This is a genomic window from Microbacterium sp. Mcb102, assembly GCF_024519805.1.
GTDB lineage: Bacteria > Actinomycetota > Actinomycetes > Actinomycetales > Microbacteriaceae > Microbacterium.
Map to the genome: position 1 here is coordinate 157,941 of NZ_JALJRG010000004.1, position 20,502 is coordinate 178,442.

19 protein-coding genes and 1 tRNA gene are annotated in these 20,502 nt (G+C 68.2%); 9 read left to right on the forward strand and 11 right to left on the reverse strand.

What is annotated here, in order from left to right; translation table 11 throughout:
• The first annotated feature begins 179 nt into the window (after nt 1–179).
• Together OC372_RS12065 and OC372_RS12070 are read left to right on the forward strand one after the other, a co-directional pair.
• The gene (locus OC372_RS12065) at nt 180–521 is read left to right on the forward strand and encodes a type II toxin-antitoxin system RelE/ParE family toxin (RefSeq protein WP_262002200.1); all 342 of its coding nucleotides are present in this window, start codon (nt 180–182) and stop codon (nt 519–521) included.
• Nucleotides 518–901 carry a helix-turn-helix domain-containing protein gene (locus OC372_RS12070; RefSeq protein ID WP_105711059.1) on the forward strand — a complete coding sequence of 128 codons (384 nt, stop codon included), beginning with the start codon at nt 518–520 and terminating at the stop codon, nt 899–901. The genes OC372_RS12065 and OC372_RS12070 overlap by 4 nt, the downstream gene beginning before the upstream one ends.
• Nucleotides 902–988: 87 nt before the next feature.
• Here the strand turns inward: OC372_RS12070 and OC372_RS12075 are convergent, their stop codons facing one another.
• From OC372_RS12075 to OC372_RS12095, 5 genes are all read right to left on the reverse strand, one after another.
• Nucleotides 989–3,583 carry an alpha-L-rhamnosidase gene (locus tag OC372_RS12075; RefSeq protein ID WP_262002201.1) on the reverse strand — a complete coding sequence of 865 codons (2,595 nt, stop codon included), beginning with the start codon at nt 3,581–3,583 and terminating at the stop codon, nt 989–991.
• A 45-nt stretch (nt 3,584–3,628) separates the two neighbouring features.
• Complete coding sequence (locus OC372_RS12080; protein WP_262002202.1) at nt 3,629–5,242, reverse strand: MFS transporter; 1,614 nt, start codon at nt 5,240–5,242, stop codon at nt 3,629–3,631.
• On the reverse strand, nt 5,239–5,964 hold the full coding sequence (locus OC372_RS12085) for an ion channel (RefSeq protein WP_262002203.1): 726 nt from the start codon (nt 5,962–5,964) through the stop codon (nt 5,239–5,241). Before OC372_RS12085 ends, OC372_RS12080 begins: the two co-directional genes overlap by 4 nt.
• Entirely contained in the window at nt 5,961–7,430 is a 1,470-nt protein-coding gene (locus OC372_RS12090) for a DUF2252 domain-containing protein (RefSeq protein ID WP_262002204.1), read from the reverse strand. The genes OC372_RS12085 and OC372_RS12090 overlap by 4 nt, the downstream gene beginning before the upstream one ends.
• A 171-nt stretch (nt 7,431–7,601) precedes the next feature.
• Nucleotides 7,602–8,312, reverse strand: coding sequence for a potassium channel family protein (locus OC372_RS12095; protein ID WP_105711064.1), 711 nt, complete (start codon nt 8,310–8,312; stop codon nt 7,602–7,604).
• A gap of 186 nt (nt 8,313–8,498) precedes the next feature.
• Here OC372_RS12095 and OC372_RS12100 point away from each other — a divergent pair.
• Both OC372_RS12100 and OC372_RS12105 read left to right on the forward strand, forming a co-directional pair.
• Nucleotides 8,499–8,587 (forward strand) — tRNA-Ser (locus tag OC372_RS12100).
• Between the two features lie 58 nt (nt 8,588–8,645).
• Nucleotides 8,646–9,320 (forward strand): haloacid dehalogenase type II, encoded by a 675-nt coding sequence (locus tag OC372_RS12105; protein WP_262002205.1) that lies wholly within the window; start codon nt 8,646–8,648, stop codon nt 9,318–9,320.
• Between the two features lie 47 nt (nt 9,321–9,367).
• On the opposite strand, the gene OC372_RS12110 is transcribed toward OC372_RS12105, so the two are convergent.
• Nucleotides 9,368–9,880 (reverse strand): hypothetical protein, encoded by a 513-nt coding sequence (locus OC372_RS12110; RefSeq protein ID WP_262002206.1) that lies wholly within the window; start codon nt 9,878–9,880, stop codon nt 9,368–9,370.
• A 156-nt stretch (nt 9,881–10,036) separates the two neighbouring features.
• Here OC372_RS12110 and OC372_RS12115 point away from each other — a divergent pair, with 156 nt between their 5' ends.
• From OC372_RS12115 to OC372_RS12125, 3 genes are all read left to right on the forward strand, one after another.
• A complete protein-coding gene (locus tag OC372_RS12115; RefSeq protein WP_262002207.1) occupies nt 10,037–11,659 on the forward strand; it encodes a sodium-dependent transporter in 1,623 nt (540 codons plus the stop codon).
• A complete protein-coding gene (locus OC372_RS12120; RefSeq protein WP_081859865.1) occupies nt 11,656–11,790 on the forward strand; it encodes a methionine/alanine import family NSS transporter small subunit in 135 nt (44 codons plus the stop codon). Before OC372_RS12115 ends, OC372_RS12120 begins: the two co-directional genes overlap by 4 nt.
• A gap of 82 nt (nt 11,791–11,872) precedes the next feature.
• A complete protein-coding gene (locus OC372_RS12125) occupies nt 11,873–12,736 on the forward strand; it encodes a GyrI-like domain-containing protein (RefSeq protein WP_262002208.1) in 864 nt (287 codons plus the stop codon).
• Between the two features lie 27 nt (nt 12,737–12,763).
• Here OC372_RS12125 and OC372_RS12130 read toward each other — a convergent pair whose 3' ends face one another.
• From OC372_RS12130 to chvE, 5 genes are all read right to left on the reverse strand, one after another.
• Nucleotides 12,764–13,543, reverse strand: a complete 780-nt coding sequence (locus OC372_RS12130; protein ID WP_029263763.1) for an ATP-binding cassette domain-containing protein — start codon at nt 13,541–13,543, stop codon at nt 12,764–12,766.
• Nucleotides 13,540–14,718, reverse strand: a complete 1,179-nt coding sequence (locus OC372_RS12135; protein WP_262002209.1) for an ROK family transcriptional regulator — start codon at nt 14,716–14,718, stop codon at nt 13,540–13,542. The genes OC372_RS12130 and OC372_RS12135 overlap by 4 nt, the downstream gene beginning before the upstream one ends.
• A gap of 37 nt (nt 14,719–14,755) precedes the next feature.
• A complete protein-coding gene (gene mmsB / locus OC372_RS12140) occupies nt 14,756–15,934 on the reverse strand; it encodes a multiple monosaccharide ABC transporter permease (RefSeq protein WP_029263765.1) in 1,179 nt (392 codons plus the stop codon).
• Complete coding sequence (gene mmsA / locus OC372_RS12145; RefSeq protein ID WP_029263766.1) at nt 15,931–17,472, reverse strand: multiple monosaccharide ABC transporter ATP-binding protein; 1,542 nt, start codon at nt 17,470–17,472, stop codon at nt 15,931–15,933. Before mmsA ends, mmsB begins: the two co-directional genes overlap by 4 nt.
• Before the next feature lie 64 nt (nt 17,473–17,536).
• Entirely contained in the window at nt 17,537–18,688 is a 1,152-nt protein-coding gene (gene chvE, locus OC372_RS12150) for a multiple monosaccharide ABC transporter substrate-binding protein (protein WP_105711070.1), read from the reverse strand.
• A gap of 308 nt (nt 18,689–18,996) precedes the next feature.
• Here chvE and OC372_RS12155 point away from each other — a divergent pair, with 308 nt between their 5' ends.
• Nucleotides 18,997–19,632, forward strand: coding sequence for a GyrI-like domain-containing protein (locus tag OC372_RS12155; RefSeq protein WP_262002210.1), 636 nt, complete (start codon nt 18,997–18,999; stop codon nt 19,630–19,632).
• A 64-nt stretch (nt 19,633–19,696) separates the two neighbouring features.
• Nucleotides 19,697–20,497 carry a DUF1206 domain-containing protein gene (locus OC372_RS12160; RefSeq protein WP_091035920.1) on the forward strand — a complete coding sequence of 267 codons (801 nt, stop codon included), beginning with the start codon at nt 19,697–19,699 and terminating at the stop codon, nt 20,495–20,497.
• Nucleotides 20,498–20,502 lie beyond the last annotated feature (5 nt).

Genomic DNA, 20,502 nt, shown 5'->3' on the forward strand with positions numbered 1-20,502 from the left:
AGTATGAGCGCCGGGTGCGGTTCCGCCCCGAGCTGATCGTGCGGCAGTCGACCGCCGGCTGACCTTCAGGCAGCCCCGGCGGTCAGCCGACTGGGGAGTGGATCGCGCACGTGCTCCTGCTACCTCGCGAACATCGTCAACAATGATCGAACCTATAACGTCCGTGTTATACTTCGAGTGTGTGGAAAGTTGTCGATCATCCAGAGGCGACCTCGGAGTATTCGGCTTTGAACGCCCGAGAGGCCGTCGCCATCGATAACGCCGTGGCAAAGCTCCGCGTCGTGGGGGCCAGCCTCGGATATCCGCATACCAGCGATGTCAAGAACACTCAGAAACTCCGAGAACTCCGTCCCCGCGCTGGACGAAGCCCTGTGCGGGCGTTCTACCGGCAAATCGGCGACACCTTCGTCATAGGGGCGTACGGACCGGAAGCCGAGAGCAACCCCAAAGGCTTCAAGAGGGCCTGCGAGGACGCCGTGAGAAGACTCAACCAGATCACCGTGACGAAGGGATCATCATGAACTTGTCGGACCTTCAGGACCACCAGGCTGTCCGCGATGCTCGCCGAGCATCGGATCCGGAGTACGCCGCCGAAGCGGCCCGCACCAAGCTCGCCGACGACGTCAGCGTCGCTGTCGTTCGCTACCGTGAGGAGCACCGCCTGTCGCAGACGGAGTTTGCGCGCCGGCTCGGCTGGAAGCAGCCCCACGTCGCCCGTCTGGAGCGCGGCGACGTCACCCCCTCTCTGGAGTCCCTCCAGCGGTTGGCTCGCGCCGGCGTGATCGAAGTGCAGGTCAAGCGGCAGGGCACGATCGTGAAGAACGCTGACTCAGCCGGTTCGGTGATCCGCAAGCATAATCCGGAGAATCATGTGAAGCGGCTCGCCAGCTCGACCGCCTGAGCAGGTATGAGCGCCGGGTGCGGTTCCGCCCCGAGCTGATCGTGCGGCAGTCGACCGCCGGCTGACCCGCCTGTCGGCGACCGGCGGTCACCCCGACAGCGGCACCGAGCGCGTATGTGAGCCGTGCCCGAGCTCCTCCGCGTCCTGGCCCGGAAGGTCGAGTTCGGCGGTCGCTCCGACGGGAACGACGAGGTCGACCTGCAGCTCGTCGTGCTCGATGCGCCACGAGATCGACGCCTCGCCGTACGGGGTGAGCTGAGTCGCCGACGCATGAGTCAGCCCGCCCCCTGGTCGGGGCGCGAACCGGATGCGTCGGTAGCCGGGGTCGGCGGGGGCGAGCCCGGCGACACTGCGGTGGAGCCAGTCGGCCACCGCGCCCAGCGCGTAGTGATTGAACGAGGTCATGCTCCCCGGGTTGACGGTGCCGTCCGGAAGCAGGGCATCCCACCTCTCCCAGATCGTGGTCGCGCCGTGCACGACCTGATACAACCATGACGGGCAGTCCTTCTCGAGCAGTAGGTCGTACGCGGTGTCGACGTGGCCGGTGAGGGTGAGGGCGTCGCAGACGAGGGGAGTGCCGACGAAGCCCGTCGCGATGCGGTTGCCGTCGGCATGGACGAGTTCGGCGAGACGGTCACCCGCTTTCGCGCGCTGGGCAGGGTCAGGGAGCAGATCGAACGCGATCGCGAGGGCGTACGCGGTCTGAGCATCCGAGGTCATCGTGCCGTCGGGCTTCACATACGCGGCACGGAAGGCTGCCGCGACCTCCGCGGCGAGAGCGGCGTACCGGTCCGCATCCGCTGAGCGGTCGAGCACGCGAGCCATGTCGGCGACGGCGCGCGCCGATCGCGCGAAATAGGCGGTCGCCACCAGGTAGCGGTCCGTACGCCCCGCGCCCGGATCCTGCGGAGGAGCTGCGGGGTCGAGCCAATCGCCCAGCTGGAAGCCTTCGTTCCACAGCCGATCAGGACCGGCGGTGGACTCCACCTTGTCGACCCATCGCCGGGCACTCTCGAACTGGGCGGCGAGCACGCCGACGTCGCCGAACCGCTGATGGAGCGTCCAGGGCAGCAGCGTCGCGACATCACCCCAGGCGGCGCCGGGCCGGATCGGATCCCACACCTTGTGTGTGGGGACGACGGGGACGAACCAGGGGACGGTGCCGTCGGGCAACTGGTCCGCCTCCACATCGCGGAGCCAGCCGGAGAGCATCCCCGAGACGTCGAACAGTGTCGACGCGGTCGGGCCGAACACCTGGATGTCGCCCGTCCACCCCACGCGCTCGTCGCGCTGCGGACAGTCGGTCGGGATGTCGAGGAAGTTGCCCCGCATGCCCCAGACGACGTTGCGGTGCAGCTGCTCGACCAGCGGGTCCGAGCAGGCGAACCAGCCGGTGCGCTCGAGGTCGGTGTGCAGCACGCGCGCGGTGAGCGCGCCGGCGGCGGCATCCGCATCGAGGTCGCCCGGCCAGCCGTCGATCTCGACGTAGCGGAAGCCGTGGAACGTGAAGCGCGGCTCCCACTCCTCACCGTCGGGGCGCCCGGCCAGCGTGTAGTGGTCGGTGGAGCGGGCGCTGCGCAGAGGACGCGTGTAGATCTCGCCCTCCTGCAGCACCTCGGATGTGCGGAGCGTGACGGTCGAACCCCGCGGCCCCGTGACGCGGATACGCACCCGTCCGACCAGGTTCTGACCGAAGTCGAGGATGCGTGCCCCGCTCGGTGAGGTGAGCACGGCGAGGGGCGCGACGTCTTCGGTCACTCGGACGGGTGGTCCGGTCGGCGCCACGAGCGTGCGCGGGTCGCGATCGCGCACGGTGACCGGCATCCAGCCACCGTCGTCGAAGGCGGCGGTCGACCAGGCCGGCACCTCCTGTCGCGCGTCGTGGTCCTCCCCGTCGTAGATGCCGGAACGGAGGATGGGGGAGGGCGCGCCCTTCCAGGCGTCGTCCGTCGAGAGGGTCTGACGTGTTCCGTCGGTGTAGGTGATCTCCAGCTGGCCGAGGAACGACAGGTCCCCGCCGAAGATGTTGCGGCGACCGCCCCGCCAACCGAGTCGACCTCGGTACCAGCCGTCGCCGAGCCAGGCTCCGAGCGCGTTCTCGCCGTTGCGCAGCAGGTCCGTCACGTCGTACGTGTAGTAGCGGAGTCGCTCGCGATAGACCGTCCAGCCCGGGGAGAGGGTGTCGGAGCCGACGCGGATGCCGTTGATCTCGGCGTCGTAGAGGCCGTGCGCGGTGGCGTACAGCCGCGCGCGGGCGATCTCGCCGTCGACACGGAATCCCCGCCGCACCAGCGTCGCCCGGCGGGCATCGCTCTCCGGGTTCTCGTCGAGCTCCAGCCCGACCGGCCGCGCGGACCAGTCCTCCGGGTGCAGCAGACCCGTCTCCAACGACGTCTCCGGGCTCGGATCGGACCAGCCGCCGTCATCGCCCTGCACCGAAACGCGTACGGCGACGCGTTCGCGGGACTCCAGCGCGCGGCCCGGCCAGGGGACCAGCACCTGCTCGGAGGAGGCGACCTCGACGGTCTCGTCGTCGTCGGCGTGGACAACGGTCACCGCATAGGACTGCTGTTTCCAGTCGGCGGGAGCGTCGCTGAGCGTCCAGCTCAGTCGCGGGCGCGATTCGCCGATGCCGAGTGGCTCCCGGTGGTGTTCGATGCGCGGCGCGGAGACGGTCGTCATGGTGTTCATCCTTGCGGATGGCCCCTCCTCGCGCCCGCTCTGGCCTCAGGCCGTCGTCTCCCGGCGGGGTCGATGCACGTCCTTCGCGCTCGGTATCCCCTTCGAGAAGAGGAGCGAGAGGAGGCTGATCAGGATCAGCCCGAAGAACGCGATGCGCAGCGACGACAGCTGCGAGTCGCGATAGACGGTCGCTAGGGTGTCGGCATCCGCGTCGCTCAGACCCGCGTCCTCGGCGATGGCGGTGACGTCCGCGGCGGGGACGATCGTGACGCCGTGCTCTGTCGCGGTCGCCACGGTCGTCTTCGTGGCGTCGGGCAGATCGCTCGCCGCCACCCCCGAGGCGAACGACGTCGACAGCGCGCCGATGAGGATCGAGCCGATGAGCGCCGTTCCCAGCGACGAGCCGAGGTTCTGGAACACTCCCTGCAGGCCGCCGACCTCGCTCGTCTCCTTCTCGGTCACACTCGACATGTTCACGTTGCCGAGCTGCGAGGCGAGCAGCCCGAGCGCGGCGCCGGCGAGGAACATCCCGGTGGCGAAGAATCCGCTGCGCAGATCGCTGGTGGCGGAGCCGAGCAGGATGAGCGCGCTGACGACGAGCACCAGTTGACCGATCCGCACGATCGTCCGCGGCGACAGCATGCGCGAGAGCCGGGTGCCGACGATGGAGAACAGCACGAGGGCGATCGACAGCGGGAAGATCCGGATGCCGGTCTCCAATGCGTCGAGACCGAGCGTCATCTGCAGGTACACCGGCACCATGAAGAACAGGCCGGCCGTCACGGTGTACTGCGCGCCGAGCACCGACAGTCCGCTGCGGAGGGCGGTGATCGAGAACATCCCCACGTGCACGAGGGGCGCCCGTCCCGCGCGCTCGAGGCTCCGCTGCCGGGAGAGGAACAGCGCGAGCAGCACGAGCCCGAGCACGATGAGCCAGGCGGCGGGGGAGATGCCGAGCGGAGCGACGGAGACTCCGCCGATCTCGGGAGGGTTGAGCGGCAGGACCCACCCCCAGGTCTTGCTCTGCAGCATCCCGAACACGACCGTGACGAGTCCGACGGACGACAGCGCGACGCTGAGGATGTCGATGCGCACACTCTGCCTCGGGGTCGGATCCGTGACGATCCGTGCGCACAGCACGACGCCGATCATGATGAAGACCTCAGCAACGAAGACATAGCGCCAGTCGAGGTACGTCGTCACGAATCCACCGATCAGGGGTCCGGCCGCGACGGCCGCGCCCGACACGGCGCCGATGATCGCGAACGCCGTGATCCGCTCGCGACCGCCGTAGTTGTCCGCGACGAGCGCCGCGATCGCCGGGATGACGAGCACGGCGCCGAGCCCCTCGACGATCGACCAGCCGAGGAACAGGAACTGCACGTTCGGACTCACTGCCGTGATCAGCGAGCCGGCGGCGTAGACGCACGACCCGATAACGAACGCTCTGCGGCGCCCCCACACATCGCCGAGCTTCGCCCCCAGCAGCATGAACGCGGCCATCGTGAGCGTGTAGAAGGTGATGGCCCCCTGCATCGCGGCGACGGTGGTGTCGAGGTCGGACACCACCGTCGAGATCGACACGTTCATCACGGTGCCGTCGAGGACCATCACGAACTGGGCGGATCCGAGGACGGCGATGACGCCCCATCTCTTCATGACGACTCCTTCGACGGTGCAGCGGGGGCGGCGGCGATCGTGCCGGCGCCGCGCATGATGCGCGCGACGGCTGTGATGAGGAACAGCTGACCGGTGATCGCCTCGGCGACGGCGACCGCCTGAGACGCCGCATTCGCGGGAACGAGATTGCCGTAGCCGGTCGTCGTGAGCGTCGTGAAGGAGAAGAAGAGCTGGTTGGCGAGGGAGTCGTCGTCGGGGCCGCCGAACATCGGCTCGGGGGAGACGAGGGAGAGCAGGTTGAAGACGAAGGTGAAGAAGAGACCGACCAGCACATAGGCGGTGGCGGCGGCCAGCAGTGCCTCGGCATTGAGCCCGCGGCGCTTCACCTGGTCCCCGATGATAGCGACGGGGGATGCGAGCAGCGCGATCATCGTCGCCGCGGAGAACGCGATGTCGAGGATGTGGCCGCTCGCGCTGAGGAGCGTCGCCACGATCGTGGCCACCCCGGCGGCCGACAGGATCACCCACGCCACGTGCTGCACCATGCGGGGCGCGGCGGTGACCCGGAAGACCACGGCGACCGTCATGAGGGTCACCAGGAAGGCCCACGGGCTCGGGTTGGGGCCACGCTGCGCGGCGCACAGCGCATACGACACGACGACCAGGGCGGCGACGACCGCATATCCGGATGCCCCGCTGAAGAGCAGATCGGGGCGCCGTTGCTCGACGCGGGATCTCGCTGTCCGTGCGGACGCGCTCACCGTCCCGGCTCCCCGGTGCCCATGGTCGGCAGTCCCCCGGAGGCGCGGGCAGCGAGGAACGCCGCGTAGTCCTCCTCGTTCTGATCGGCGTAGGCGTCGGCGAACGCGCAGATCGCCTCTTCGAACGCCCGGCCCCGACCGAGGTAACCGGCGATCTCGAGCCGGTCTCCGCTCCTCGCGTGCCCGCGTGCGAGGGTCTCGCCGCAGATGCGCGCGTAGAGCGCGGCCCCTCTCGGGGTCATCGTCTCCGGATCGATTCCGCCCTTCCAGTCGTGGAGCTGACGCACGTAGAAGTCGCGCGTGACGCCGTCGGTGCCGGTCACCCGCTGCCAGCCGAGGAAGAGGTCGCTGGCTGCCTGCATGAGCCGTTGCCCGCGCACGACCCGTTCTCCCTCGCTGTCGTGCGTGCCAGGGCCGAGGAACCGTTCGAGCACCGACGGCGGTGCGGTCTTCGCCTGCAGCAGCAGGGGATCTCCGTCGTCTCTGCCGCTGAGGAGGATGATCCAGGCGCGCGTGCCGACGCTGCCGATCCCGCTGACCGTCCTGGCCATGTGCCGGTAGCGGTACTCGGAGATCGGATGCCGATCGCCCGGCAGCGTGTCCTGATATGCCGCGAGGAGATCGCGCATGATGCCGACCTCGTCGAGATCCTGAACGGCTCCGGGGAGGAGATCTTCGACCGGCGTCACCAGTGGTGGGTTCGGGATGATCCGCAGCTGTCCGTCCTGCACGTGCACGAGTTTCGCGAACGATCTCATCCGGTCGCGCTTGCGCGCCTTCTTGATGGCGGCATCGAGCCGCGCGACGGTCTCGTCCTCGGCTCTTCCGCGGTCGCGCTCCGCCCGGATCCGACGGCGTGCGCCGTCGGCGTCGAACCGGTCGTACCAGGCGTCGAGGACGTGGGCATCGGCGGCCCGCCGCATCGCCTTCCGGTACCCGACGATCGACGCGCGGACGCAGGCGTCGATCTCCTCCGTCGAGAAGCCGCGCTGCCGCCCGGCCACCGCGAAGCTCGTCGCCAGCCGTTTGAGATCCCACTCGAACGGCCCAGGGAACGTCTCGTCGAAATCGTTCATGTCGAAGATCAGTCGACGCTCCGGGGTGCCGAACAGGCCGAAGTTCGACAGATGGGCGTCGCCGCACAGCTGCACGGTGATGCCGGTGTGCGCGGCGGTGGCGAGGTCCGAGGCCATGAGCAATGCGGACCCGCGGAAGAAGGCGAAGGGCGACGCGGACATCCGCTCGTATCGCAGCGGCACGATGTCGAGATCCCGGGTCGTGGCCTGCCCCTCGAGAAGCGCGACCGGGTCGGGGCGGTCAGCAGACGGGTGCCAGGGGCCCTGCCGCGAGCGGGGCGCGCGGGTGCGCGCGTCGCGTCCGCGGTTGCGTCTGAGGACGAACTCCGGCGCCACCGCATCCGGCGCTGCGACGTCGTCGCGCCCGTCGGCGTTTCGGTCACCGGCCATGTCGCACCTCGCACCCGTGTGATGACGGCGCGGGATCCGGGTGACCGGGGCGGATCCCCGGGGTCGGGTGCGGGCGGCGTCGCATCGCTCATCGTGGCAGCGCATGACGGACTCGACGTGGTGCACGTCACCCTTTTCGGGCGAGGGGCGCGGGGACGGACCGGCTCGCTCTCAGGCGTCGCTGGTCGTGGCGCGCTTCGCGCTCGCTCCCCGCATGATCCGCGCGACCGCCGTGATCAGGAACAGCTGACCGGTGATGCCCTCGGCGATGGCCACCGCCTGGCCGCCGGTACCGACCGGCACGAGATTTCCGTAACCGGTCGTCGTGAGCGCCGTGAAGGAGAAGAACAGCTGATTGCCGAGCGAGTCGAGGCTTGCCTCGCCGAACAGCGGATCCACCGAGATCTGCGACATCAGGTTGTACACGAAGGCGAAGAACATGCCGACGAGGATGTAGGCGGTGATCGCCGCCAGCAGCGCCTCCAGATTGAGGCCGCGCCGGGTCACCTGGTGGGCGATGACGACCCACGGGGCGACGAGCAGTGCGATCATCGACGCGGCCGAGAGTGGGATGGCGAGCAATGGTCCTTCGAGTCCGAACAGGTCGGCGATGACGGCGGTGACCCCGGCGACGGAGAGCACGACCCAGGAGACCCGCTGCACCATGCGTCGGGCCCGGGTCACATGAAAGACCATGGCGACCGTCGCAAGCATGGGGAGGAAGGCCCACGGGCTCGGGTCGGTGCTGGGCTGTATCGCGCACAGGCCGTACGACACGATGAGCAGGATGAGGACGATCCCGTACCCGAGAGCGCGGTCATCCCACCGGCGGCCGAGCCGACCTCTGACGTGCTGCTCGTCCACCGCTTCTGTCAGGGGCATGGCGACTCCACTTCGGTGCGATGGACGCCGTCGTCCATGATGTGCGGCCAGTATCCCAGCGCCGGGGCGCATCCCCTCTCAGGGCGAGTGCGCGTCGGCGGGAACGGGAGTCGCGGCCCCGGTTCGAGACTGTCCGCCGAACCCGTTATGATGGCTGAGTGCATCCGATCTTCGGGTCGGATCCACGGAGACGTCGCATAGTCCGGCCGAGTGCACCACCCTGCTAAGGTGGAGTCCCCTCACGGGGACCAGGGGTTCAAATCCCCTCGTCTCCGCACTTTCTTTCTTCGCTTGCGGGCCCGGTCGTCTGTCGTTCACGGCAGACTCGAGAGCATGTTCCGCGACATCACGACCGTTGTCTTCGACGTGCTCGGCACCCTCGTCGACGAACCCCGCGGCCTTCGCACCGCCATCGCCGAAGCGGTGGGCGCTGCCCGTGACCCTGACGAGCTGCTCGGTGTCTGGCAGGGTCACATCGAACGCGAACAGGCCCGCATCGGGCGAGGCGCACGCGACTACGCCGACACCGAGAGCCTCGATCGCGAGGCAGCGCTGCGGGTGGCTGAAGCGGCGGGGCTCGACGACCAGGCCCGCATCGATCGACTGGCATCCGCGGCTGAGCGGCTTCCGCCCTGGGACGACTCCGCCGACGGTGTCGCGCGACTCGCGCAGAGGTTCCGCGTGCTCGGGCTGTCGAATGCGACGACGAAGACGCTGCATCGGCTGGGAGCGCACGCCGGCCTGGAATGGGATCTGGCGCTCTCGGCGGACGCCGTCCGCGCCTACAAGCCTGCCCCCGAGGTCTACGCTCTGGCGGTGGAAGCTGCGGGCGGTGATCCTTCGCGCGTGCTGATGGTCGCGGCCCATGCCTGGGATCTGCGGGGCGCGCAGGCGGTGGGAATGCGGACTGTATACGTGCGACGCCCGGTGGGGGACCCGCCGACTCCGTCAGACACGTTCGACGGTCGATTCGACGGACTTCGGCAGCTCGCCGACGCGCTCATCTAGAGCGCGGCGGATCGATCCTCTTCTCTCAGCAGCAGCTGCCCTTTCTCTCAGCAGCAGCCGCCCGCCGAGCGCGCGCTGCCGATGGGCTCGACCTCCGTCGACTCGTCCGCGATGCCGAAGCGGATCAGCGCGCGCGGGTCGAAATGGTCATCGGGTGGTGCGACATCGGGCGCCACTGCGTGGAGAAGGGTGAAGTCGGCCGCAGCGCCCACCACCAGCAGGGCTCCGACCGGGAAGCAGTCGATCACGACGTGGAACTCGTCATCGCGCTGCTGCACGGTCAGCCCGGAGATCGACCAGGCGGTGAACTCGTTCGCCGTCGGCGTGCTGCGCCAGTTCTGCTGCACCACGCCGGTCACCCGCAGCAGCGCGGTGGTGCCGCGCAGACGTGTCGATTGTCCCAGCTCCAGGAGGACACCGACGGTTCCCCCGAGCACATCGACGAGGATGCGGGTGATCTGGGAGCCCACCAGCGCATCATCCGTCAGGAACGGATTCTCCCCGTCCGGGAGTGGCGGAAGCGCGCCGGGTACGCCGATGAGCAGGTCGTTCACGTTCATGGCTATTCGCTCTCCCCAGAGATCCCCCGACCGTTCGAGAGTATGTGATCGCGGTTCACAAATTCTGAACGCCGAATGTGAAGGGGCACCAGGGGTGCGGGGCGACGCCGACGAGGTGTGCTGCGTTCGTCGTGGCCCTCCGGTAGTCTCACCGGCATGGCCACCGCATCGACGCAGACCCATAAACGCGAGGCTTTCGGATCGCGGAACGTGTTCATCCTGTCGGCGATCGGATCTGCGGTCGGCCTCGGGAACATCTGGCGGTTCCCCTATGTCGCCTATGAGGGCGGCGGTGGGGCCTTCCTCATCCCGTATCTGTGCGCGCTGCTGACGGCGGGCATCCCGCTGCTGTTCTTCGACTACGCGATCGGGCACCGGTTCCGCGGTTCGGCGCCGCTGGCGTTCCGCCGCATGCACCGGGCGGCCGAGCCCCTCGGCTGGTGGCAGGTGCTGATCTGCGTCGTTATCGCGGTGTACTACGCGGTGATCATCGCGTGGGCGGCCATGTACACCTGGTTCTCGGCCCAGCTCACCTGGGGGCCGGGGAACGAGAACGACTTCTTCTTCATCGACTTCCTGCGGTCGGCGGACGTCGCGGAGGTCGGGGTCTCGACCGAGTTCGTGCCGCAGGTCGGCATCCCCCTGGTCGTGGTCTGGCTGATCGTGATCGTGATCATGGCGCTCGGCGTGAAGCGCGGCATCGGCCGCGCGAACATGATCCTGATGCCGTTGCTCACCGTGATGTTCGCGATCCTCGTGGTGCAGTCGCTCTTCCTCCCCGGTGCGATGGAAGGTCTGAACGCGTTCTTCACCCCGAACTGGGAGGCGCTCGCCGACCCGGGCGTCTGGGCCTCCGCCTATGGGCACATCTTCTTCTCGCTGTCGGTCGCCTTCGGCATCATGGTGACCTATTCCTCCTATCTGAAGCGCAAGACCGACCTCACCGGATCCGGGCTGGTCGTGGCTTTCGCCAACTCCGGCTTCGAGATCCTCGCCGGTATCGGCGTCTTCGCCGCACTCGGGTTCATGGCGCAGGCACAGGGGACCGAGGTCGCCGGCGTCGCGTCCTCGGGCATCGGGTTGGCATTCATCGCCTTCCCGACGATCGTCTCGCAGGCCACCGGGGGCTCGATCATCGGCGTGCTGTTCTTCGGCGCGCTCGTGTTCGCGGGGGTCACCTCACTCATCTCGATCCTCGAAGTGATCGTCGCCGCGCTGCAGGACAAGCTGGGCTGGGCGCGCGTGCGCACGACGCTCACGGTGGCCATCCCGCTCGCGATCGTCTCGATGGCGCTCTTCTCGACGACCACGGCTTTGTCGGTGCTCGATACGGCGGATGCCTTCGTCAATGCGTTCGGCATCATGGCCGTCGCGCTGGTGGCGGTGATCATCGTGGCGTGGCTGCTGCACAAGCTCCCGGTGTTCGTCGAGCACCTCAACCGCCGCTCCAGCTTCCGGGTCGGACTGCTCTGGAAGCTGCTCGTCGGCGTGCTCGCGCCGCTGGTGCTCGGTTACCTGCTCGTCAGCGAGCTCATGACGAAGATCAATGAGCCGTACAGCGGGTATCCGGGGTGGTTCCTCGCGATCTTCGGCTGGGGCATGGTGATCGCCCTCGTCGTGCTGGCGCTGCTGCTGTCGGCGCTGCCGTGGAGCGGACGCTCGCACGCGAAGGACGACCCGGAGTACGACGAGTTCCTGGCCGAGGAGCAGTACGAGCCGGATGCGGAGACGTCGGCTGTTCCGATCGTCGCGACGCCGGAGAAAGGAGAACGAGCATGACCACGACAGCGATCGTCATGATGATCATCGCCATGGTCACGATCTGGGGCGGCCTCGTCGCCGCGATAGTGAATCTCGCCCGTCATCCCGAGGCCGCCGAGAACGAGCCGGCGCCGCCCGTCGAACTCTGACGGCGAGCCGATCGCATCCGACCGGAGAAGTCGGGTGCCGATGGTCGGGGCGCGGCGACGATGGTGGGGAAAGGAGGACCTCATGATCGGAACGCTCAACGCCCTGGTCGATCTCGTTGAAGCCACCCGCTCCGACGAGATCGACGTCGCCGGGTTCGCACGCGAGCACGGCACGACCGAATACCACCTGCGGCGGATGTTCTCGGCGCTGGCCGGCATGCCGCTCTCGGAGTACGTGCGGCGCCGTCGCATGACGCTCGCCGGCGCGGAACTCGCAGCCGGCGCCTCGAGCCTGCTCGATGTGGCGGTGCGCCACGGCTACGGCTCGGTCGAGGCTTTCGGTCGCGCCTTCCGTGCGGTGCACGGCATCGGGCCGGCCGACGCGCGCCGAGACGGGGGTCCTCTCCGTACACAACCCACGCTCCGGTTCCGCCTGAGCGTCGAAGGGAGCACCCCGATGGACGTCACCATCACCCACCGTCCCGCGTTCGTCCTCGCCGGTCACGCCGCCGAGGTCCCGCTCATCCACGAGGGCGTCAACCCGCACATCCAGGCGCACATCGCCGCGATCGCGCCCGAGGAGCACGCGCGCCTCAAGGCACTCGCCGACGCCGAACCGGCCGGGATCCTCGCGATCACCGCCGACATCGAGCCGGATGCTGCAGAGGGCACGCTGCTCACATACCTGCACGGCGTCGCGCTGCAGGACACCACCGCGGTGCCCGACGACCTCGATTCCTTGCGCCTCGACGAAGGATCCTGGGCGGTCTTCGCCGCGCGGGGTCCGTTCCCGGCGACCCTGCAGAACCTGTGGGCGGCCACGGCGACCGAGTGGTTCCCGTCGAACCCGTGGCGGCTGCGGCCCGGCCCCTCGATCGTGCGCTACCTCGAGTTCACCGGCGACTTCGCGTCGTGCGAGCTCTGGCTGCCCGTCGAACAGGGCTGAACACCCGATGCCCCGCGTCGACGTCGATCAGCGCGGGGCATCGCCCTTCCTGGGCGGGCGATAGGTACCGATGATCGCGGCGATGAGATCGGAGTAGGCGGCGTCCTGGCTGGAGAAGCTGCCGTTGTTGCGGCCGTGCCGCAGCACCTCGACACGGTCGGACACCGCCTGCACGTCGGCGATGTTGTGACTGATGAACACGACGCCCAGCCCGAGCTCGCGGAGCTGCTCGATATGGGTGAGCACGTCGGCGGTCTGCGCGACGCTGAGCGAAGCGGTCGGCTCATCGAGCACGACCAGCCGGGGCTGGCTGATGAGGGTGCGCGCGATCGCCACGGCCTGTCGCTGGCCACCGGACAGGGAGTTGAGCGGCGTGCGGGTCGACGGGATGTTGGCGGCCAGATCGGTCAGCGCCTGCCGCGTCGCGTTCTCCATCTCGCCCTCGCGCAGCATGCCTTTGGAGGTGCGCAGCTCGCGTCCGAGGAAGACGTTGGCCGTCACGTCGAGGTTCTCGCAGACGGCGAGGTCCTGGAAGACCGTCGCGATGCCGAGTCGGTTCGCCTCGGCGGGGGAGGAGATGTCGACGCGCTCGCCGTTGATGCGGATCTCGCCGGAGGTCGGGGTGAGAGCACCCGCGATGACCTTCGCCAGCGTCGACTTGCCGGCGGCGTTGTCGCCGACGAGGCCGACCACCTCGCGCGCGTTCACCGTGAAATCGACGTCGGTGAGCGCCTCGACGGCACCGAAGCGCTTCGTGATGCCGCGCAGGGTGAGCAGCGGCTCCGCCTGCGACGCCGAGAGAGTCATGAGCGGCCCTCGAGAAGCTGGGACGGATCGGTCGACTGCAGGATGTGGATGGTCGCGCCGACGAGCACCGTGTCCTTGCCGAACGACGCGGGGATCGGTTCGCGGCGAGGAGCGCGGCGCTGCGGCGCGTGCTCGCGCAGGGCGGCGCCGAACGGCAGCAGGAAGACCGGGCCGGCGTCGGTGAGCTCGCCGCCGATCGTGATGATCTCGGGGTCGAGCGTCTGACAGACACCCGCGACCACGCGGCCGAGCGTCGCGCCCGCATCGGAGACCACCCGCGCGCAGCCGGGGTCGCCGGCGGCGGCGCGGGCGATGACGTCCTTGAAGGTGACCTGGCCGTAGGCGGCCCGCAGCGGTGCCGTGACGGCCTCGGCTCCGACGACGGTTTCGAGGCAGCCACGCTGCCCGCACGGACAGATGGATCCGGCGGGGTCGACCTGCACGTGTCCGATCTCACCCGCCGTGCCCCCGCGTCCGCGGTAGAGCCGCGAATCGATGATCACGCCGGCGCTCGTCGTGTACGAGGCGTTGATGAACAGGCTGTCCGAGACATCCCGTGCCGTGCCGAGCGTCGCCTCGGCGAGCGCGGCGAGGTTGGCGTCCTTCTCGACCAGCACCGGGCATCCGAGGCGCTGTTCGACGACCGCGGCGATGGGCTGCGATTCCCACCGCCTCATGACGCCCGGATAGGCGACCAGACCGGTGTCGGGGTCGATCGGCGCCGGAATCGCGATGCAGAGGCCGATCAGCTCGTCGGCCTGCGCCGCGATCATGTCCAGCATCTCGATGATGAGGAGCGTGATGCGATCGAGCACCGTGTCCTCGGCGTGGTCGGCCGGCAGCGGCATCGACCGGTCGGCGAGCACGGACTGCCCGACGTCGTTGAGACGCACCCGCATGCTGCGGCTTCCGATGTGCACGGCGGCCACCAGCCCGGCACGCCGGGCGATGGTGACGAGCTGTGCGCGACGGCCACTCCGCGAGGTCGGATGGGTCTCCACCAGACCCGAGAGCGACAGCTCCTTCACGATCGCCGACACCGTCGCCGTCGACAGGGTGGTCGCTTCGGCGAGCTCGACCTGGGTGAGCCCGCCGAAGCGCTTGACCGCGTCGACGATCTTGGCCGTGTTGGCCTCGCGCAATCCCGACTGGGAACCGCTCGACCATCTGCTCATAGCGGGAGCATATCGCGTGGGATCGGCACCGCCGGGGTCAGCGGGCGGCACCCGCCCGACGCTTGTTCCAGACGTCGAAGGCCACGGCGATCAGGAGCACCAGGCCCTTCACGACCTGCTGTGTCGCCTGGTCGAGACCCATGAGCTGCATGCCGTTGCTCATCACCGCCATGATCAGACCGCCGACGATCGCCCCACCGACGCGCCCCACGCCACCGGTGACCGCGGCGCCGCCGATGAAGCAGGCGGCGATCGCGTCGAGCTCGAACATGTTCCCCGCCCCCGGCTGCGCGCCGTTCGTGCGCGAGGAGAAGACGACTCCGGCGACACCGGCGAGCAGTCCCATGTTCACGAAGATCCAGAAGTTGACGCGGCGCACGTTGACGCCGCTCAGCAGGGCCGCGTGCAGGTTGCCGCCGATCGCGTAGACGTGACGCCCGAATACGCTCTTCTGCGTGATGACGGAGTAGGCGATGATCAGCACCGCCAGGAGGATCAGCACGAACGGGAGACCGCGGCTGGTGGACAGCTGGTAGCCGAACCACATCACGACGGCGGCGATCAGGGCGATCTTCAGGATGAACCAGCCCAGCGCCTCGACCGACTGCTGGTGTGCGACCTTCGAGCGTCGGCTGCGCACCTGCCACACGGCATAGCCGCCCACGCCGATGGCGAAGATCACGAGGGTGAACACGTCGACCCCGTAGCCGCCGAAGAGTCCGTTGAAGAATCCGTTGGCTATCGAGTAGTAGGTGCCGCCGAAGGGCGACAGCGAGACGTTGCCCAGCACGATGAAGGTCAGGCCGCGGAAGAGCAGCATGCCGGCGAGCGTCACGATGAACGCCGGGATGCCGACGAATGCCACCCAGAAACCCTGCCACGCGCCGACCAGGAGGCCGACCACCAGCGCGGCGATGACGCCGACCCACCAGGGCAGCTGCATCCGGATCACGAGGACCGCGGCGGTGGCACCCGTGAGGGCGACGACCGAGCCGACCGAGAGGTCGATGTGACCGGCGATGATGACGATCACCATGCCGATCGCGAGGATCAGGATGTAGGAGTACTGCAAAACGATGTTCGTGAGGTTCCCCGGGGAGAGGAACGTCGGGTTCAGGATGGCGAAGAAGGCCACGATCGCGATGAAGGCGACGAGGATGCCGCTCTGGCGCAGGTTGCGCGTGGCGAGGCTCAACAGGTTGGTGACGCCGGTCATCGTTCGGCCGTCCTTTCGACAGTCATGAGTTGCATGAGGTTCTCCTGGGTGGCCTCGGCGGCCGGCAGCTCGCCGGTGATCCTGCCGAAGGCCAGGGTGTAGATGCGGTCGCAGATGCCCAGCAGCTCGGGCAACTCGGACGAGATGACGAGCACGCCCTTCCCCGCCGCGACCAGGCGGTTGATGATCGTGTAGATCTCGTACTTGGCGCCGATGTCGATACCGCGGGTCGGCTCATCGAGGATCAGCACGTCGGGCTCCGTCTGGATCCACTTGCTGAGCACGACCTTCTGCTGGTTGCCGCCGGAGAGGTTGCCCACGAGCTGGAGCACACTGGGCGTCTTGATGTTCATCTCGGCGCGGTACTGCTCTGCGATCCGGAGTTCCCGGTTCGCGTCGATCCAGCCGCCGGGGCTGATCATCCGCAGCGACGCGAGGGTGATGTTGTGGCGGATGTCGTCGATGAGGTTCAGCCCGAACTTCTTCCGGTCCTCGGTCGCGTACGCGATCCCGGCGCGGATGGCGGCGCTCGTGGTCGACGTGTCGACCTCTTTGCCGCGGACGAGGACTCGCCCCTTCGCGTTGCGCCCGTAGGTGCGGCCGAAGACGCTCATGGCGAGCTCCGTGCGTCCGGCGCCCATCAGCCCGGCGATGCCCACGACCTCTCCCGCGCGCACGGTGAGGGAGGCGTCGTCGACCATGATCCGTCCCGGCTGGGTCGGGTGATGCACGGTCCAGTTCTCGATCCGCAGCACCTCCTCGCCGAGCTCCGGCACCCGCTCCGGGAAGCGGTGGGCGAGGTCGCGCCCGACCATGCCGCGGATGATCCGGTCCTGCGTCGAGGCCGGGTCGCTCATGTCGAGCGTCTCGATGGACCGGCCGTCGCGGAGGATCGTCGTGCGGTCGGCGATCGCGTCGATCTCGTTGAGCTTGTGCGAGATGATGATCGATGTCATCCCGCCGTCGCGCAGGCGCCGGAGCAGGTCGAGCAGGTGCGCCGAGTCGGTGTCGTTGAGCGCGGCGGTCGGCTCGTCGAGGATGAGCAGGCGCACGTTCTTCGACAGTGCCTTCGCGATCTCGACGAGCTGCTGCTTGCCCACGCCGAGCTGGCCGACCGGCGTGGCGGGGTTCTCGTCGAGACCGACCTGGGCGAGCAGTTGCGAGGCCTCGGAGTTCGCGCGGTCCCAGTCGATGAGTCCGCCCGCTCCCCGACGCTCGTTGCCGAGGAAGATGTTCTCCGCGACGCTGAGGTAGGGGATCAGCGCGAGCTCCTGATGGATGATCACGATGCCGACGTGCTCGGAGTCGCTGATGGATCCGAACTTCGCCTCTTCACCCTCGTAGACGATCTCCCCTTCGTACGCCCCGTGCGGGTAGACACCCGACAGCACCTTCATGAGGGTGGACTTCCCCGCGCCGTTCTCGCCGCAGATCGCGTGGATCTCGCCGCGGCGGACATCGAGGTCGACGCCCTGGAGCGCCTTGACGCCGGGAAAGCTCTTCTCGATCTCCCGCATCTGCAGTACCGGTGTCGTCATGAACCGGCTCCTTTCCGTCGAGAGGGGCGTGACGCCGTGTCGACGTCACGCCCCGGAGCGATGACTACTCGGCGACGCCGGCGTCGACCTCGGCCTGGGTCCAGTAGCCCGAGTCGACCAGCAGCGAGGTGATGTTGTCCTTGTAGACGATGTCCGACTGCAGGAGGTACGACGGCACGACCTTCACACCGTTGTCGTAGGTCTCCGTGTCGTTCGCCTCGGGCTCCTCGCCCTCGAGCATGTCCTCCGCCACCACGACCGACTGCTCGGCGAGCTTGCGCGTGTCCTTGAAGATGGACGAGAACTGCACGCCCTGGTCGATCAGGCTGATGGAGCCGATCTCCGCATCCTGTCCGGTGACGATCGGGAGACCGTCGGCGATGGTGGCGCCGAGACCGCCGGTGCCCTGGAGTGCCGTGATGATGCCGCGGGAGATCCCGTCGTAGGGGGAGAGCACGCCGTCGAGCTTCGTGCCGCCGCCGTACGTCGAGGTGAGCAGATCCTCCATGCGCTTCTGCGCGGTCTCCTGCTGCCAGCGCAGGATCGCCGCCTGCTCGATGTCGGTCTGCCCCGACGGCACCGTGAGCACGCCCTCGTCGATGTAAGGCTGCAGCGTGTCCATCGCCCCCTGCCAGAAGAAGTGGGCGTTGTTGTCGTCGAGAGAGCCGGCGAAGAGCTCGATGTTGAACGGGCCCTTCTCTCCGGTGTCCTTGCCGTCCTGATCGAGCACGCCGAGGCCGACCAGCAGCGAGGTGGCCTGCTGCACGCCGACCTTGTAGTTGTCGAACGTCACGTAGAAGTCGACGTTCTCGCTGTCGCGGATGAGGCGGTCGTAGGAGATGACCGGGATCTTCGCTGCCGCAGCGGCGTCGAGCTGCGACGACAGAGCGGTGCCGTCGATCGCGGCGATGACCAGGAGATCCGCCCCCTTGGTGATCATCTGGTCGATCTGCTGGCCCTGCGTCGGGATGTCGTCGCCGGCGTACTGCAGCTCGACCTGATAGCCGGCCTTCTCCAGCCCCTCCTGCACGGCGGTGCCGTCGGCGATCCAGCGCTCGGAGGTCTGCGTCGGCATGGACACGCCGATCAGCAGGTCGCCCTTGTCGCCGGAAGCCTTCTCGCCGCCGCCCGCGGAGCCGGCTCCTCCGCCGCCGCAACCGGCGAGGGCGAGGACTCCCGCGAGACCGAGGGCCGCGAGTGCGTACTTCTTCTTCATTCCGAGCTCCTTTGCTGTGCAATGCGTCCTCCGGCCGAAGTCCGGAGGGTGGGCGTCCCGGCCATTCGGGATCCGCCTCGGATCACTTTCTTGAGTTCGAGACTCGAAGTCAAGCGAACGTGATCGTTTCGTGATGATTGAGACTAGGCCTCATCGAGTGGGGATTTCTTCCCCGATGGCCGGAGTTTTGTCGTCGCAAGGTGGGAAATCCGGGAGTTACCTTCGAGACTCGAAGCTAACTAGGGCGGAGCAAGGCCAGCGTCCGCGCCCCGTGTCACACTGGGCGCACGGAACCAGGGAGGCACGTCATGGCGGCGATCGACCCCAAGAAGACCCTCGACGCGTATCGGGCGAAGCGCGGTGAGTTCCGCATCGTCGAGGTGCCGCCGATGCAGTACCTGATGATCGACGGCGCCGGAGACCCGAACACCTCCCCGGCCTATGCGGAGGCCGTCTCGGCTCTGTTCCCCCTGGCCTACACGCTCAAGTTCGCGAGCCGCGACGAGCTCGGCATCGACACGGTCGTGATGCCCCTCGAAGGGCTCTGGCACGCATCGGACATGGAGTCGTTCACCACTCATCGCGACAAGTCCGCCTGGCAGTGGACGCTGATGATCATGGTCGGCGACCACATCACGTCTTCGATGTTCGCCGACGCGGTGGAGTCCGTGGCGCAGAGAGCGGCGAAGAAGAAGGAGCCGGTGCCCGCACTCGGCTCCGTGCGGCTGGAGACCCTCGACGAGGGGATGAGCGTGCAGACTCTGCACGTCGGTCCGTTCGACGATGAGGGGCCGGTCCTCGACGACCTGCATCACCGCTTCATCCCCGAGCACGGTCTGACGATGAGCGGTCTGCATCATGAGATCTACCTGAGCGACCTGCGTCGCACCGACCCGGCGAAGCTGCGCACCATTCTCCGGCAGCCGGTGTCTTCGAGCGTCTGATGCCGAGAGGCGCCGGGAAAGCAAGCCCCTCCACCGCGTCCGCTGCCGGCGATACCCTTCAATGATGAGCACGGTCAAGCACGCTGCGCGCGTCGCCAAGGGGTCCACCGCCTTCCGCCGCATCGCCCGTGTCGGGTTCGTCGTCCTCGGCCTGATCCACGTCATCATCGGCGCGATCGCCATCACCATCGCCGCGGGGGCCTCGGGCGACGCCGACCAGGACGGGGCGATGGAGCAGATCCGGAACAACCCGGTCGGCGGATTGCTGCTCGTGCTCGTCGCCACGGGGCTGATCGCTCTGGCCGTGTGGCAGATCGCGAGTGCGTTCCTCGCCGCCGACCCCGCCGAGACGAAGAAGTGGGGGCAGCGCGTCAAGCTCTTCGGCATCGCCCTCGCCTACCTCGTGGTCGCGGGCATGGCCCTCATCTACGCGCTGGGTGGCAACGCCGACTCGGAGACGGCGTCGAAGACCCTCAGCTCCGTGGTGCTTTCCGCTCCGGGCGGCGTCGCCCTGCTCGTCGTCATCGGACTGTCGGTGGTCGGCGTGGGGATCGGCTTCGTCGTGGGCGGCTTCACGCGCGGCTTCGAGAAGCTGCTCGATCTGCCGACGGGAGTCGCACGCGGTGGCATCGTGACGCTCGGGGTGATCGGCTACTTCGGCAAGGGCATCGCGGTGGGCGTGACCGGCGTGCTGTTCGTGGTCGCCGCGGTCACGCAGGATCCGGAGAAGGGCGCGGGGCTCGATGCCGCGCTCCACAGTCTGCTGGAGCTGCCTCTCGGCGGACTCGTCCTGGGAGCGGTCGGCGCGGGCTTCGCGATCTACGGAGTCTTCTGCATCGCCCGGGCGCGCTTCGCTCGCATGTGAGCAGG

What these genes read in the sequence shown, in the direction of transcription:
- OC372_RS12160 (WP_091035920.1), top strand. Translation starts at nt 19,697, where the DNA reads ATGAGCACGGTCAAGCACGCTGCGCGCGTCGCCAAGGGGTCCACCGCC.
- OC372_RS12135 (WP_262002209.1), bottom strand. Translation starts at nt 14,718, where the DNA reads ATGAGCAGATGGTCGAGCGGTTCCCAGTCGGGATTGCGCGAGGCCAAC.
- chvE (WP_105711070.1), bottom strand. Translation starts at nt 18,688, where the DNA reads ATGAAGAAGAAGTACGCACTCGCGGCCCTCGGTCTCGCGGGAGTCCTC.
- OC372_RS12155 (WP_262002210.1), top strand. Translation starts at nt 18,997, where the DNA reads ATGGCGGCGATCGACCCCAAGAAGACCCTCGACGCGTATCGGGCGAAG.
- OC372_RS12075 (WP_262002201.1), bottom strand. Translation starts at nt 3,583, where the DNA reads ATGACGACCGTCTCCGCGCCGCGCATCGAACACCACCGGGAGCCACTC.
- OC372_RS12125 (WP_262002208.1), top strand. Translation starts at nt 11,873, where the DNA reads ATGATCGGAACGCTCAACGCCCTGGTCGATCTCGTTGAAGCCACCCGC.
- OC372_RS12095 (WP_105711064.1), bottom strand. Translation starts at nt 8,312, where the DNA reads ATGCCCCTGACAGAAGCGGTGGACGAGCAGCACGTCAGAGGTCGGCTC.
- mmsB (WP_029263765.1), bottom strand. Translation starts at nt 15,934, where the DNA reads ATGACCGGCGTCACCAACCTGTTGAGCCTCGCCACGCGCAACCTGCGC.
- OC372_RS12130 (WP_029263763.1), bottom strand. Translation starts at nt 13,543, where the DNA reads ATGACTCTCTCGGCGTCGCAGGCGGAGCCGCTGCTCACCCTGCGCGGC.
- mmsA (WP_029263766.1), bottom strand. Translation starts at nt 17,472, where the DNA reads ATGACGACACCGGTACTGCAGATGCGGGAGATCGAGAAGAGCTTTCCC.
- OC372_RS12110 (WP_262002206.1), bottom strand. Translation starts at nt 9,880, where the DNA reads ATGAACGTGAACGACCTGCTCATCGGCGTACCCGGCGCGCTTCCGCCA.
- OC372_RS12120 (WP_081859865.1), top strand. Translation starts at nt 11,656, where the DNA reads ATGACCACGACAGCGATCGTCATGATGATCATCGCCATGGTCACGATC.
- OC372_RS12070 (WP_105711059.1), top strand. Translation starts at nt 518, where the DNA reads ATGAACTTGTCGGACCTTCAGGACCACCAGGCTGTCCGCGATGCTCGC.
- OC372_RS12105 (WP_262002205.1), top strand. Translation starts at nt 8,646, where the DNA reads ATGTTCCGCGACATCACGACCGTTGTCTTCGACGTGCTCGGCACCCTC.
- OC372_RS12115 (WP_262002207.1), top strand. Translation starts at nt 10,037, where the DNA reads ATGGCCACCGCATCGACGCAGACCCATAAACGCGAGGCTTTCGGATCG.
- OC372_RS12080 (WP_262002202.1), bottom strand. Translation starts at nt 5,242, where the DNA reads ATGAAGAGATGGGGCGTCATCGCCGTCCTCGGATCCGCCCAGTTCGTG.
- OC372_RS12090 (WP_262002204.1), bottom strand. Translation starts at nt 7,430, where the DNA reads ATGGCCGGTGACCGAAACGCCGACGGGCGCGACGACGTCGCAGCGCCG.